The sequence below is a fragment of the Ancylobacter oerskovii genome (assembly GCF_018390555.1).
Classification (GTDB): Bacteria; Pseudomonadota; Alphaproteobacteria; order Rhizobiales; family Xanthobacteraceae; genus Ancylobacter; species Ancylobacter oerskovii.
The window spans coordinates 99,648-113,374 of the sequence record NZ_JAHBGB010000031.1; the positions used below are offsets into that span (position 1 = coordinate 99,648).

The window sequence follows — 13,727 nt, forward strand, 5'->3', positions numbered from 1 at the left end:
CCGCCGGGACGGCGCCATGACTGCCCGCCGAGATCCCCGCGCCGGGGCAAGGGAGGACTTTCCGATGCTGAAGCCACTGTCGGGCAACCGGATTGAGAACGCCTGGGACGAGGAGAAGGCCCGGGCCCTGTCCGAGCCCGAGAAGCTGCTCTACCGCTCCAACCTTCTCGGCTCCGACAAGCGCGTCACCAATTACGGCGGCGGCAACACCTCGGCGAAGGTGATGCAGGCCGATCCGCTGTCCGACACCCCGGTCGAGGTGCTGTGGGTCAAGGGCTCGGGCGGCGACATCGGCTCGATGAAGCTCGACGGCTTCTCGACCCTCTACATGGACAAGCTGCAGGCGCTGAAGGGCAAGTATCGCGGCGTCGCCTTCGAGGACGAGATGGTCGGCTACCTGCCGCATTGCACCTTCAACCTCAACCCGCGCGCCGCCTCGATCGACACGCCCCTGCACGCCTATGTGCCGAGGAAGCATGTCGACCATGTCCATTCCGACGCCATCATCGCCATCGCCGCCTCGGTCGGTTCGAAGGAGCTGACCGCCGAGATCTTCGGCAGCGAGATCGGCTGGCTGCCGTGGAAGAAGCCCGGCTACGAGCTCGGCCTGTGGCTGGAGCGCTTCTGCCTCGAAAACCCGCAGGCGAAGGGCTGCGTGCTGGAATCGCACGGCCTGTTCACCTGGGCGGACGATGCGCGCGAATGCTACGAGACCACCATCGGCATCATCAACCAGGCCGCGGCCTGGCTGGACGAGCGCACCGCGCATGTCGCCGCCTTCGGCGGGCAGAAGGTGCCGACGCTGGCGGAGCCGGAGCGCCGCCGCGTCGCCGCGGCGCTGATGCCGGCGATCCGCGGGCTGATCTCGAAGGACCGGCACAAGGTGGGCCATTTCGACGACCAGGACGCCGTGCTGGAATTCGTCGGCTCGCAGCGCCTCGAGGAGCTCGCGGCGCTCGGCACGTCCTGCCCCGATCACTTCCTGCGCACCAAGATCCGGCCGCTGGTGATCGACTTCGATCCCGCCCATCCCGATCTCGACAAGACCCTCGCCGGGCTGGAAGCGGCCGTCTCCGCCTATCGCGAGGACTATGCGGCCTATTATCAGCGCTGCAGGAAGCCGGACTCGCCCGCCCTGCGCGACCCCAACGCGGTGGTCTACCTGGTGCCCGGCGTCGGCATGATCACCTTCGCGCTCGACAAGGCCACCGCCCGCATCTCCGGCGAGTTCTACGTCAACGCCATCAACGTCATGCGCGGCGCGTCCTCGGTCGGCACCTATCAGGGGTTGCCGGAGCAGGAGGCGTTCGACATCGAGTACTGGCTGCTGGAAGAGGCGAAGCTGCAGCGCATGCCCAAGCCGAAGAGCCTCGCCGGCCGGGTCGCCGTCATCACCGGCGGCGCCGGCGGCATCGGCGCCGCGACCGCCGTGCGCTATCTCGCGGAAGGCGCCTGCGTGATGCTGGCCGATATCGATGCCGGCGCGGTCGAGGAGGTGCGCGCCGGGCTCGCGGCGCGCTTCGGCGCCGATGTGGTGCGCGCGGTCGCGATGAACGTCACCGACGAGGCGGCTGTGGCGGGCGCCTATGACGCGCTGGCGATCGAGTTCGGCGGCGTCGACATCGTGGTGTCGAATGCCGGCATCGCTTCCTCGGCCCCGGTGGAGGACACCTCTCTGGAGCTGTGGAACCGCAACATGTCGATCCTGTCGACGGGCTATTTCCTCGTCTCGCGCGAGGCGTTCAAGCTCCTGAAGAAACAGAAGATCGGCGGCTCGATCGTCTTCGTCGCCTCGAAGAACGGGCTGGCGGCCTCGCCCGGCGCCTCGGCCTATTGCACGGCGAAGGCGTCGGAAATCCACCTGGCCCGCTGCCTCGCCCTGGAAGGGGCGCCCGAGGGCATCAGGGTGAACGTCGTCAATCCCGACGCGGTGCTGCGCGGCTCGCGCATCTGGTCGGGCGACTGGCTCGCCGAGCGCGCCGCGACCTATGGCAAGGACAAGGAGGGGCTGGAGGAGCACTACCGCCAGCGCAGCCTGCTCAAGCGCTCGGTGCTGCCCGAGGACATCGCCGAGGCGAACTATTTCTTCGCCGCCGACATCAGCGCCAAGTCCACCGGCAACATCCTCAACGTGGATGCCGGCAACGTGCAGTCGTTCACGCGGTGAGGCGTCGGGCGCCGTCGGGCGCCCGTCCCGCGAAGAGCGGCCCCAGGGAGAGAAACATGATCGACGCATCCCTCATTGCGGATGAGAACGCCGCGCGGCGGCCCGAGCTCGACCGCGACTACGAGACGCTCGGCGAGCGGCTGGCCCGGCGCGGCCTCGACATCGACACGCTCACCGCCCGCGCCATGGCGTTCGGCGTGGCGGTGCCCAGCTGGGGCGTCGGCACCGGCGGCACCCGCTTCGCCCGCTTCCCCGGGCCGGGCGAGCCGCGCAACGTCTTCGACAAGCTCGACGATTGCGGCGTGATCCACCAGCTCACCGCCGCCACGCCGACGGTGTCCCTGCACATACCCTGGGACCGGGCAAGCCCCGCCGACCTGAGCGCCAAGGCGGACCAGCTCGGCCTCGGCTTCGACGCGATGAACTCCAACACCTTCCAGGACAGCCCCGGCCAGCCGCTCAGCTACAAGTTCGGCTCGCTCTCCCACACCGACAGGGCGGTGCGCGAGCAGGCGGTGGCGCACAATATCGACTGCATCGAGATCGGCCGCGCCATCGGCTCGAAGGCCCTGACGATCTGGATCGGCGACGGCTCGAACTTCCCCGGCCAGTCGCATTTCGTCCGCCAGTTCGACCGCTATCTCGACAGCGCCAGGGCGATCTACGCCGCCCTGCCGGACGACTGGAAGCTCTTCACCGAGCACAAGATGTACGAGCCGGCCTTCTACTCGACGGTGGTGCAGGACTGGGGCACCAACTACCTGATCGCGCGGGAGCTGGGGGACAAGGCCCATTGCCTCGTCGACCTCGGCCATCACGCGCCGAACGTGAACATCGAGATGATCGTCGCCCGGCTGATCCGCTTCGGAAAGCTGGCGGGCTTCCACTTCAACGATTCGAAATATGGCGACGACGACCTCGACGCCGGCTCCATCGACCCCTACCGGCTGTTCCTCGTGTTCAACGAGCTGGTCGATGCGGAAGGCACGCCCGGCTTCGCCCCCGCCTACATGATCGATCAGAGCCACAACGTCACCGATCCGATCGAAAGCCTCATCGCTTCGGCGACCGAGGTTCAGCGCGCCTTCGTCCAGGCCCTGCTGGTGGACCGCGCCGCCCTGTCGGCGCATCAGGAGGCGAACGACGCGCTGATGGCCACCACCACGCTCAAGGTGGGGTTCCGCACCGACGTCGAACCCATCCTCGCCATGGCCAGGTTGCGCAAAAGTGCCGCGGTCGATCCCATCGCCGCCTATCGCCGGTCGGGCTACCGCACCCGGATCGCCACCGAACGCCCTGCCATCACCGGCACCGGCGGCGGAATAGTCTGATCGTACACCTCATCGTACCGGCCGGGGGCCTCTTCCGAAGCGCCCGGCCGTCAGCCGACCTCGTGCCGCCACGGCGGATTGGCGCCGACCCGGGTGACGGAAATCGCCGCCGCCCGGGTGGCGAAGGCAAGCACCTCCGCCAGCCTCTCCGCCGGCAGAGTGGAGAGGGTCTGAGGATCGAGCGCCCCCTGCTCGGCGAGCGCCGTCAACACCCCGGCATTGAAGGTATCCCCGGCTCCCACCGTGTCGGCGACGCTCACCACCGGCGCCGGCACCTCGACGTCGAGCCCCGCGCCGATGGCCCGCGCTCCCCGCGAGCCCCGGGTGATCAGCACCAGCGACGGCCCCATCGCCCGCACGTCCTGCGCCCGCGCCGCGAGATCGCCCGGGCCGGTCAGCCAGAACAGGTCCTCGTCCGACAGTTTCACCACATGGCTGAGCGCCATGAGCCGGCCGATCCGGGCCCGGTAGCCCGCCTCGTCGCGGATGAAACCCGGCCGCACATTGGGATCCAGCATGATGAGCCGGCCCTGCCCGTCGCCCGCAACCTTTGCCGCGATCGCTTCCATGGCACTGCCAACCGGCTCGTTGACGAGGCTGATGCCGCCCAGGAACAGCGCCCGGAGGCTCGCGGGCAGCTCCGGCACGTCCGCCGGGGCCAGCAGGCGGCCGGCGGTATTCTCGTCGAGGAAGAGGTAGCGCGCCTGTCCCTCGACCAGGGTGACGAAGGCGAGCGTCGTGGGCCGGTCCACTGGTTGGCACAACCGGGCATCGACGCCGGCGGCGGCGAGCGCGGCCCGCAACTGCTCCCCGAACAGGTCGGTCGACAATCCGTACCAGAAGGCCGTCGGCGCCCCGAGCCGGGCGCAGGCGATGGCGGTGTTGAACACCGCGCCGCCGGGTAGCGGCAGGAAGGCCTGCCCTTCCGGGGTCTGGCGCGGCACCATGTCGATCAGGGCCTCGCCGGCGCAGAGGATCACCGGCGAAGGGATGGCGGGAGCGGGCATCGATCCAGTCCTTGAGGCGGAGAGCTTGCGGCGACATCATTTTCCTATCGATCCGGCGCTCTCGCGGGATCGAAAAGGCCATGGGTCAACCGCCGATATACTCGGTCAGCACCGCGCGCGCACCCCTGGCCCACACGGCCTCGAGCGCCGCCGCGAAGGCCCCCGCGACCTCGGCATCCTCCCCGAGATCGCCATAGACGTCCCGCATGGCGAGCCACGCCGCCGGATCGGCCTTGGCCGCCTGCGCCCTCGCGGTCAGTTCGTCCCAATTGGGGTCGTTCGGGGCAATCACGGCCCCGCTGTCGGTCACGCCGGCGCAATAGCGGCACCATAGGGCCGAGGCGAGGATCAGCCCCTTCGGCAACCGGCCGGCGGCGCGGTTGTCGCGGATCGAGGGCACGATGAATTTCGGCTGGCGATTGGAGCCGTCGAGGCAGAGCCGCCGCACCGTGTCCGCCACCTCCGGGTTGGCGAAGCGCTCGCGGATGATGGCGTAATAGGCCTGAAGATCGGTATCGGGCACCGGCGGCACGATGGGGATGATCTCCTCGCGCTCCACCTTGTCGAGGAAGGCCGTGATCAGCGGCTCCTCCATCGCCTCGTGCACGAGGTCGATGTCCATCAGCCCGCCGGGATAGGCGATGATGGCATGGCCGCCATTGAGGATGCGGATCTTCATCGTCTCATAGGCATGGACATGCTCGGTGAAGATCACGCCCACCTTCTCCAGCGCCGGCCGGCCGGCGGGGAAACGGTCCTCCAGCACCCATTGCCGGAACGGCTCGCACGTCACCGGCACGGGGTCGTCCAGCCCGAACGCCGCCGCCATGGCGCGCTCTCGCTCGCCGGTCGCCGGCGTGATGCGGTCCACCATGCCGTTCGGAAAGGCAACATTCGCGTTCACCCAGTCGGCGAACCCGGGATCGAACAACCGCGCCAGGCCGACCACCACGTCGCGGGTGACGTCGCCATTGCCCGGGAGGTTGTCGCAGGACATGACGGTGAAAGGGATGATGCCGGCATCACGGCGCGCCTTCAGCGCCGCGAGGATGGCGCCGAAGGCGGTCTCCGGCGCGCCGGGATTGGCCGCATCGGCCCGAATCTCCGCCGCACCGGCATCGAGCCGACCGACGGAATCCATGAAATAGCCGCCTTCGGTCACCGTCAGGCTGACGATGCGGATCTCCGGCTTCGACATCGCCGCGATCAGCGCCGCATTGCCCGGCTCGACGGGAAGAAAGTCGATCATCGCGCCGATGCGGCGGGCGCTCTTGCCCGCGGGATCGAGCTCGACAACGGTGGAGAGGCAATCCTGCGCCATCAGCGCCTCGCGCATCCGGCCATCGGCCGGGCGCACGCCGGCACCGATGATCGCCCAGTCGTGCCCTTCCCCCAGCGCGAACAGGTCGTCGAGATAGACCGCCTGATGCGCGCGGTGAAAATTGCCCAGCCCGATATGGACGATGCCCGGCGTCAGCGCCGAGCGGTCATAGGCCGGAAGCGATAGGGCGGGCGTCGTCATCTCTGATATCATCCAGTTTGCCGCCGCCCCGCCGAAGCCCGGGCGGCGAATGAAGCCGGCTCGCGCGGTCGCGAGAAGCCCGGGCCGCAGCCCGGGAGGATCAGGCTGAAAGGGTGTGTCCCGCGGCATCGAAACGGTGCAGCTTGCCGGGCTGGGCAGCCAGGCTCACGGCGTCGCCGTAATGCAGTTCGACCTCGCCGCCGGCGCGCACCGTCAGCGGCCCCATGCCGTCCACCTGCACCTTGAGGAACGTGTCGGAACCGAGATGCTCGGAAATGCCGACCACTCCCTTCCAGGGACCGTCGGCGGCGATCGCGATGTGCTCGGGGCGTACGCCAAGCGTATGCGCGCCGTGCTTCGCCGCCTCGGCTCCCTCGATGAAGTTCATCTTCGGCGAACCGATGAAGCCGGCGACGAAGAGATTGGCCGGCGTCTTGTAGAGCTCCAGCGGCGAGCCGACCTGCTCGATGCGCCCGGCATTCAGCACCACGATCTTGTCGGCCATGGTCATGGCTTCCACCTGATCATGGGTGACGTAGATCATCGTGGTCTTGAGCGACTGGTGCAGCTCGGAGATCTCCTGCCGCATCGAGACGCGCAGCGCCGCGTCGAGGTTCGACAGCGGCTCGTCGAAGAGGAAGGCCGAGGGCTCGCGCACGATGGCCCGGCCGATGGCGACGCGCTGGCGCTGGCCGCCGGAGAGCTGGCTCGGCCGACGGTCGAGATAGGGCGTGAGGTTCAGCACCTTCGCCGCCGCCTCCACCTTGCGGTCCTGCTCGGCGGCGGGCATGCCGGCCATGCGCAGCGGGAAGGCGATGTTCTTGCGCACGCTCATATGCGGGTAGAGCGCGTAGCTCTGGAACACCATGGCGAGCCCGCGCCGGGCCGGCGGCAGCCTGGTCGCATCGCGGCCGTCGATGGCGATGATGCCGTCCGTGGTGTCCTCCAGCCCGGCGATCAGCCGCAGCAGGGTGGACTTGCCGCAACCGGACGGGCCGACGAACACGACGAATTCGCCGTCCTTTATGGTGAGGTCGATCCCCTGAATGATGGAGACGCCGCCGAATGACTTCCTGACGTCGGAAAGGACGATCTCGCCCATCGGTATCTCCTATTTCACGGCGCCGAAGGTGAGGCCGCGCACGAGTTGCTTCTGGCTGAACCAGCCGAGGATCAGGATCGGCGCGATGGCCATGGTGCTGGCGGCGGAAAGCTTGGCGTAAAAGAGCCCCTCGGGGCTCGAATAGCTGGCGATGAAGGCGGTCAGCGGCGCCGAGTTGGCGGCGGTGAGGTTCAGCGTCCAGAAGCTCTCGTTCCAGGCGAGGATGACGTTGAGCAGCAGCGTCGAGGCGATGCCCGGCACCGCCATCGGGGTCAGCACATAGAGGATCTCCGAGCCGAGCGAGGCGCCGTCCATGCGCGCCGCCTCGAGGATTTCGCCGGGGATTTCCTTGAAATAGGTGTAGAGCATCCAGACGATGATCGGCAGGTTGACCAGCGTCAGCACGATGACGAGGCCGAGCTTGGTGTCGAGCAGGCCAGTGTCGCGGGCCAGCAGGTAGATGGGCACCAGCACGCCGACCGCCGGCATCATCTTGGTGGACAGCATCCACATCAGCAGGTCCTTGGTCCGCTTGCCCGGCACGAAGGCCATGGACCAGGCGGCGGGGATGGCGATGAGGAGGCCGACCAGCGTCGAGCCCACCGCGATGACCACCGAATTCCAGAAATGACCGAGGTAGTCGGAGCGCTCGTTGACGGTGTGGTAGTTCTCCAGCGTCCAATCGAAGAACAGGAAGGACGGGTGCGAGTTGATCGCCTCGCCCTCGGTCTTGAACGAGGTCAGGATCGTCCAGAGGATCGGGAAGAAGATCAGCAGCCCGATCCCCCAGGCCAGAGCGGTGACGACGGCTTTACGGCTGTTCGAGACATGACGCGCCATCTCACGCCTCCAGATTCTTGCCGATCATCCGCATCAGGAAGATCGCGACGATGTTGGCGAGGATGACGGCGACGATGCCGCCGGCGGAGCCGAGGCCGACGTCGAATTGCAGCATCGACTGCATGTAGACGAGGAAGGTCAGCGTCGTGGACGCGGTGCCGGGCCCGCCATTGGTGGTCACCAGGATCTCGGCGAACACCGACAGCAGGAAGATGGTCTGGATCAGTACCACGACGGTGATGGCGCGGGTCAGGTGCGGTACGGTCAGGTGTACGAAGCGTCTGATCGGACCGGCGCCGTCCATCTCGGCGGCGTCCATCTGCTCGCGGTCGAGGCTCTGCAGCGCGGTGAGCAGGATCAGCGTCGCGAAGGGCAGCCATTGCCAGGCGACGATCACGATGATCGAGGCGAGCGGTGCCTCGGCGAAGAAGTCGATGGGCTCGAGGCCCAGGCCGCGGGCGATGGCGGCGAACAGCCCGTTCACCGGGTTCATCAGCATGTTCTTCCACACCAGCGCCGAGACGCTGGGCATGACGAAGAACGGGGCGATGACCAGGATGCGGACGATGCCCTGCCCCCAGACCGGCTGGTCGAGCAGCACTGCCAGCGCCACCCCGCCGACCACCGTGATGACCAGCACGCCGAGCACCAGGGTCAGCGTGTTGACCAGCGCCGGCCAGAAGGCCGGGTCGGTGAAGAAATAGAAGTAGTTCTCGAAGCCGGTGAACTCCTCCGTTCCCGGCATCAGCAGGTTGAAGCGCAGGAGCGAGAAATAGATGGTCATGCCGAGCGGCACGATCATCCACAGGAACAGGAGGACGACCGCCGGGGAGAGCATGAGCCGGCTTGCGGTGCGTGAGGCTTGCGTCGCCATGGATCGGTTCCCGGCTGGAGCAGGCCGCGGCACCAGCGCCGCGACACCACGTCTGGAGTGAAGGAGGACGGCGGCCGTCAGGCGGGCGCCGCGTCCTCCCGCGGACCGGAGCGCACGCCCCGGGCCGCGTCAGGGACCTGCCGGCAAGGCCGGCGCGGCGCTACTTCGGATAGCCGGCGCGGGTCATCTCGCGGGAGGTCAGCGCCTGCGAGGCGCTGAGCGCCTGCTCGGCGCTCGCCTTGCCGGCCAGTGCCGCGGAGAATTGCTGCCCGACCGCGGTGCCGATCGCCTGGAATTCCGGGATCGCCACGAACTGGCCGCCGGTATAGGGCACCTGCTGCTCGGAGGGCTTCTGGGTGTTGGCGGCCTCGATGGCCTTCAGCGTCATCGGCGCGAAGGGCGCGGCCTTCAGATACGCCTCGTTCTTGTAGAGTGAGGAGCGCGTGCCGGGCGGCACATTGGCGATGCCCTCCTTCTCCGCCACCAGCTTGGTGTAGGCCGGCGACGTCGCCCAGGCGACGAAGGTCTTGGCGGCCTCGGCCTTGGTGGTGCTGGCGGGGATGGCGAGGTTCCACGACCACAGCCAGTTGCCGTGGTTGGAGCCGCCCGCGCGGGTCGGCGCCGGCGCGAAGCCGACCTTGTCGGCGACCTTGGATTCCTTTGGATCGGAGATGAAGGAGGCGGCCACGGTGGCGTCGATCCACATGCCGCATTTGCCGGTCTGGAACAGCGCGAGGTTCTCGTTGAAGCCGTTGGAGGACGAGCCGGGCGGGCCGTAGCTCGACATCAGCTTCAGATAGGTGTCGAGGGTCTTCTTCCATTCCGGCTTGTCGAATTGCGGCTTCCACTGCATGTCGAACCAGGCGCCGCCCATGGAATTGTTCATGGAGGTGAGGAACGCCATGTTCTCGCCCCAACCGGCCTTGCCGCGCAGGCAGATGCCGTACACGCCGGCGCCCTTGTCGGTCATCTTCTCAGCCGCCTGGGCGATGAAGTCCCAATCCGGGTTTTCCGGCATCTTCAGCCCGGCCTTCTCCAGAAGATCGGTGCGGTACATCAGCATCGAGCTCTCGGCATAGAAGGGCACGGCGAAGAGCTTGCCGTTGAGGGTGAGGCCCTGCGCCACCTGCGGCAGCAGATCGGCCTGGTCGTAGTCGGCGCCGAGATTGTCGAGCGGCACCAGCCAGCTCTGCTTGGCCCAGATCGGCACCTCGTAATTGCCGATGGTCAGCACGTCGTACTGGCCGCCCTTGGAGGCGATGTCGGTGGTGACGCGCTGGCGCAGCACGTTCTCTTCCAGCGTCACCCAGTTGACCTTGATGTCGGGATGCTTGGCGTTGAAGTCCGGCGTGAGGCGCTGCATGCGAATCATGTCGCCATTGTTGACCGTGGCGACGGTGATGGTGGTCTGCGCCGAGGCGGCGCCCGTGACGGCAAGCAGCAGCGACGCGCTCATGAGGGCGCGGACGGTAACGGTCATGGCTTTCCTCCCTGGCGAATTGAGCAATTCATCGCCTTGTGGGCAAATATTCATTTGGAACGACGTGACGTCAATCCCCCCGCCATGCTGCGGTGCGAGAGGCACATGGGCGACACCGGCGCGGCGGCACCTTCGCGCGATGAACAACGCGCGCTGCGGATGCCGGTTGCCGCAACCGGTCTACACGTCGCAGTGATGGGTCGTTTGCGAGGCGCCCGGCCGCATAGGCCCGCACCGTCCGGGAGGAAATTGCCGGGCGCGCTCCTGAAGGATCGAACCCGGCAACAGCCGGGCGCGTTCTTGAAGGATCGAACCCGGCAACAGCCGGGCGCGCCTTTGAAGGATCGAACCCGGCAACAGCCGGGTTCGAGGCGCGTTCAGAGCGCCAGCACCCCGCGCGCTGTCGCCTCGTCGGTGACGAGGCCGTTGAGAATGCCCGAGCGCAGGGCCGCGGCAATGGCCGGGATCTTCGAGGGGCCGGCGGCGATGCCGATCACCGGACGGTCGGGACGGGTCGGCGGGGCCTGCATGCCGCCGAGGCGCCGGTTGATGGCGAGGTCGAGATAGCGCCCCTCGGCGTCGAAGATGCGGCCGGCCACCTCCCCGACGGCCCCCGCCCCCTGAACCTCCCTGAGCTCCGCCGGCTTCAGGAAGCCGTCGGTGAGAAGCGGCGCGTCGTCGCTCATCTGGCCGACGCCGACAAAGGTCACGTTGGCCGCGCGCGCCAGTTCGCGCACCTTGCGGATGGGCCCCAGCGACTGGAAGGTGGCGTTCTCCTCGGCTGTATCGCTGATCACCGGCACCGGCATCGGGTAATGCGGCGCGTGGACCTTTTCCGCCAGCCGCATGATCACGTCGAAATAGGAGGCGGAACCGTCCGGCGCGATGTTGCCGATCAGCGAGACCAGGCAATGCTGGGGAGCTTCGATCGAGCCGACGGCCTCCACCATGCCGCGCATCGCCCGCCCGGTGCCGAGCGCGATGACCAGCGCCTCCGGCTCGCGCAGCACCCGCTCCAGCTCCGCCGCCGCCGCCGGGGCGATGGCCCGCACGGGATCGCGGTCCGGCCCGAGGCCGGGCATGACCCGGCAGCGCACCAGATGGAAGCGTGTGCGCAGCGCGGTCTCCAGCTCCTGGCAACTCGCCAGGTGATGGTTGAGCCGGACATGGATCAGGCCGGCGGCGACCGCGCGGCTCACCAGGCGCTGGGCGCGCTGGCGCGACACCCCCATCTCGGCGGCGATCTGGTCCTGCGTCAGCCCCCCGACATAATAGAGCCACGCGGCGCGGGCCGCCTGATCGTCGATGGAGGGATCGAGTTCGACAGGGATGTTCATGCGGGATCGGCCAGGTCGGCGGGAGGTTGAAGCACGGGTTGGGGCGAGATCTGGAGCAAGGACTGGACCAAAGGCGGGGGTGAGCGGAACAGCTCCGGCCGTGCCGCCTGCAATTCGGCGAAGCCGGCGAAGCGCGCCTGCGGGCGCAGCGCGTCCGGCAGGACGATGTTCATATGCCCGAAATGGCTGCCGCCGGTGAAATGCCAGGTCTCCATGCCGGCCGCCGCGCCGGCCTGCAATCCCGCGACGCTGTCCTCCACCACGACGCACGCCGCCGGATCGGCCCCCATGCGGGCGGCGGCATGAAGGAAGAGATCGGGCGCCGGCTTTCCTCGCGCCACCTCGCTGGCGGTGAAGGCGCGGCCGACGAAGAACTGTTCGAGGCCGGAGATCCGCAGCGAGGCGGCGAGCCGCGGCGGGCTCGACGACGTGGCGACGCAGCAGGGAACGTCCAGCCGTTCGAGCATCTCCACGGCCCCCGGCATCGGCGACAGCCCGCGCTCGAAGCCGGCGATCAGCCGCGCCCGGTAATCCGTCTCGAAGCTCGCCGGCAACACCACGCCGAAGCGCTCGCGCACCTCTGCGAGGATCACCGGATAGGCGCGGCCGATGAAATGGCGCGCGACGAAATCGACGTCGACGGCGATGCCGTGACAGGCCAGTTCGTCGATGAGCGCACGGGCGCTGAGCACCTCGCTGTCGATCAGCACGCCGTCGCAATCGAAAATGATGAGGCCGGGACGCATGATGAGCGGTCTAATCCCCAACCGGCCCGAGGTCCAGTGACGGCCGCCGTTTTGGCGTGGCGGGCGGCCCCGACGCCCGCGCGCCTCGCTCTCCGGCGGCTATCGGAGCGATGGCCGGAGCGCACCCGCCTGCCGCCAGCCGCCTGCCGCGAGCCATGCCGGCGCGATGGTATTAAGCCCAAGACGATCGCGTATTCGCCGACCCATCCCAATGACGGATACTTGTGTTCATCTCATTGATTATAATTATTATGATGTAAATATAGACGAGCCGGCCAAACTGCATTGACGCCGCCCGATACGTCATGAAAAGTTGACTGCGACGCATTCCCGCAAGGAGGCGTCGGAGACGCAGCCTATCCCTCGAGCGCGGACGGTTTCGGGCATTGAGCTATCGGCATTCCATGACCTGCTACACAGAAGGCATCCGGCCGACCATGCCGGTCAGGTGGCGCGGTCTCGACGGCCTGATGAGCGTCTTCTGGGATGTCGAAAGCGAGGCGGGAGCCAGGGGCTATTATCTGTCCCCCGATCCGCGCCTCATGATCTTCTTCGACGACATCTCGCCCTATATCCGCATGTCGAACCGCGACGGGGCGTTCACGCAGCATTATCGCCCAATGACGCGGGCCATGTACGTGCCCGCCGGCGTGCCCATGTGGACCAGCATCACCGCCACGCACCGCTTCTCCCATCTGGACCTGCATGTGCACAAGGACCGGCTGCTGCGCTTCCTGTCGCCGTCGGTGGGGACATCGGCGGCGCTGACCGCCCTGCGCCGGCCGGTCGAGATCCAGGATGCCGGCGCCATCGAGACGCTGGCCGGGCTGCTCGTCGAGGAGGTGGCGACCCCCTCCCGGCACGCGGTCTTCGCGGAGAGCCTGGTCGGCAGCATCGTCACCGGTCTGCTCGAGATTCCCGAGCCGGGCGGGACGGCGGCTGCCACCACCAGCCGGCTCACGCCGTCGCAGATCGACAGGCTGGCCTCGCGCCTCGACGCCAGCCGCGACGGCCGGCTGACCGTCGCCGAGATGGCGGAGACGGTCGGCCTGTCGGAAAGCTGGTTCGCCAACGTCTTCAAGCAGACCGTGGGCCAGACGCCGCTGCAGTGGCAGCTCGGCAAGCGCATCGACCTCGCCAAGCGGTTGCTGCTGGAGGACGAGATCCCCCTCGCGGGGATCGCCGCCCAGCTCGGCTTTTCCGACCAGGCGCACCTGACGAAGGCCTTCCGCCGGATCGTCGGGGAAACGCCCGCGGCCTGGCGGCGCCTGCAGCAGCCGGCCCGGCTATAGAGGGCCGGCACGCGCCGCCCCGCCCGGTT

At 68.0% G+C, this 13,727-nt stretch carries 11 protein-coding genes; 3 read left to right on the forward strand and 8 right to left on the reverse strand.

Annotation, left to right across the window (positions count from 1 at the left end; genetic code table 11):
• Positions 1-64 precede the first annotated feature (64 nt).
• A complete protein-coding gene (locus tag KHC19_RS13750; protein ID WP_213352945.1) occupies positions 65-2,167 on the forward strand; it encodes a bifunctional rhamnulose-1-phosphate aldolase/short-chain dehydrogenase in 2,103 nt (700 codons plus the stop codon).
• Between the two features lie 56 nt (positions 2,168-2,223).
• On the forward strand, positions 2,224-3,498 hold the full coding sequence (gene rhaI / locus KHC19_RS13755; RefSeq protein ID WP_213352946.1) for an L-rhamnose catabolism isomerase: 1,275 nt from the start codon (positions 2,224-2,226) through the stop codon (positions 3,496-3,498).
• A gap of 50 nt (positions 3,499-3,548) precedes the next feature.
• On the opposite strand, the gene KHC19_RS13760 is transcribed toward rhaI, so the two are convergent.
• From KHC19_RS13760 to KHC19_RS13795, 8 genes are all read right to left on the reverse strand, one after another.
• Positions 3,549-4,505: a carbohydrate kinase family protein gene (locus tag KHC19_RS13760; protein ID WP_246548858.1), complete on the reverse strand. Its 957-nt coding sequence runs from the start codon at positions 4,503-4,505 to the stop codon at positions 3,549-3,551.
• Positions 4,506-4,590: 85 nt separating this feature from the next.
• Positions 4,591-6,027, reverse strand: a complete 1,437-nt coding sequence (locus KHC19_RS13765; protein ID WP_378296021.1) for a mannitol dehydrogenase family protein — start codon at positions 6,025-6,027, stop codon at positions 4,591-4,593.
• 100 nt (positions 6,028-6,127) lie between these two features.
• A complete protein-coding gene (locus tag KHC19_RS13770) occupies positions 6,128-7,129 on the reverse strand; it encodes an ABC transporter ATP-binding protein (RefSeq protein WP_213352948.1) in 1,002 nt (333 codons plus the stop codon).
• 9 nt (positions 7,130-7,138) lie between these two features.
• Positions 7,139-7,969, reverse strand: coding sequence for a carbohydrate ABC transporter permease (locus tag KHC19_RS13775; RefSeq protein ID WP_213352949.1), 831 nt, complete (start codon positions 7,967-7,969; stop codon positions 7,139-7,141).
• A 1-nt stretch (position 7,970) separates the two neighbouring features.
• On the reverse strand, positions 7,971-8,843 hold the full coding sequence (locus tag KHC19_RS13780) for a carbohydrate ABC transporter permease (protein ID WP_213352950.1): 873 nt from the start codon (positions 8,841-8,843) through the stop codon (positions 7,971-7,973).
• A gap of 160 nt (positions 8,844-9,003) precedes the next feature.
• Entirely contained in the window at positions 9,004-10,323 is a 1,320-nt protein-coding gene (locus KHC19_RS13785) for an ABC transporter substrate-binding protein (protein ID WP_213352951.1), read from the reverse strand.
• Positions 10,324-10,700: 377 nt separating this feature from the next.
• Positions 10,701-11,660: a sugar-binding transcriptional regulator gene (locus KHC19_RS13790; protein ID WP_213352952.1), complete on the reverse strand. Its 960-nt coding sequence runs from the start codon at positions 11,658-11,660 to the stop codon at positions 10,701-10,703.
• Positions 11,657-12,406 carry an HAD family hydrolase gene (locus KHC19_RS13795; protein WP_213352953.1) on the reverse strand — a complete coding sequence of 250 codons (750 nt, stop codon included), beginning with the start codon at positions 12,404-12,406 and terminating at the stop codon, positions 11,657-11,659. The genes KHC19_RS13790 and KHC19_RS13795 overlap by 4 nt, the downstream gene beginning before the upstream one ends.
• 386 nt (positions 12,407-12,792) lie before the next feature.
• Here KHC19_RS13795 and KHC19_RS13800 point away from each other — a divergent pair, with 386 nt between their 5' ends.
• A complete protein-coding gene (locus KHC19_RS13800; protein WP_213352954.1) occupies positions 12,793-13,698 on the forward strand; it encodes a helix-turn-helix domain-containing protein in 906 nt (301 codons plus the stop codon).
• Positions 13,699-13,727: the final 29 nt, after the last annotated feature.

Excerpts from the sequence above, each read along its gene's own strand:
- KHC19_RS13750 (WP_213352945.1), top strand. The coding sequence starts at position 65 with ATGCTGAAGCCACTGTCGGGCAACCGGATTGAGAACGCCTGGGACGAG.
- rhaI (WP_213352946.1), top strand. The coding sequence starts at position 2,224 with ATGATCGACGCATCCCTCATTGCGGATGAGAACGCCGCGCGGCGGCCC.
- KHC19_RS13760 (WP_246548858.1), bottom strand. The coding sequence starts at position 4,505 with ATGCCCGCTCCCGCCATCCCTTCGCCGGTGATCCTCTGCGCCGGCGAG.
- KHC19_RS13765 (WP_378296021.1), bottom strand. The coding sequence starts at position 6,027 with ATGACGACGCCCGCCCTATCGCTTCCGGCCTATGACCGCTCGGCGCTG.
- KHC19_RS13770 (WP_213352948.1), bottom strand. The coding sequence starts at position 7,129 with ATGGGCGAGATCGTCCTTTCCGACGTCAGGAAGTCATTCGGCGGCGTC.
- KHC19_RS13775 (WP_213352949.1), bottom strand. The coding sequence starts at position 7,969 with ATGGCGCGTCATGTCTCGAACAGCCGTAAAGCCGTCGTCACCGCTCTG.
- KHC19_RS13780 (WP_213352950.1), bottom strand. The coding sequence starts at position 8,843 with ATGGCGACGCAAGCCTCACGCACCGCAAGCCGGCTCATGCTCTCCCCG.
- KHC19_RS13785 (WP_213352951.1), bottom strand. The coding sequence starts at position 10,323 with ATGACCGTTACCGTCCGCGCCCTCATGAGCGCGTCGCTGCTGCTTGCC.
- KHC19_RS13790 (WP_213352952.1), bottom strand. The coding sequence starts at position 11,660 with ATGAACATCCCTGTCGAACTCGATCCCTCCATCGACGATCAGGCGGCC.
- KHC19_RS13795 (WP_213352953.1), bottom strand. The coding sequence starts at position 12,406 with ATGCGTCCCGGCCTCATCATTTTCGATTGCGACGGCGTGCTGATCGAC.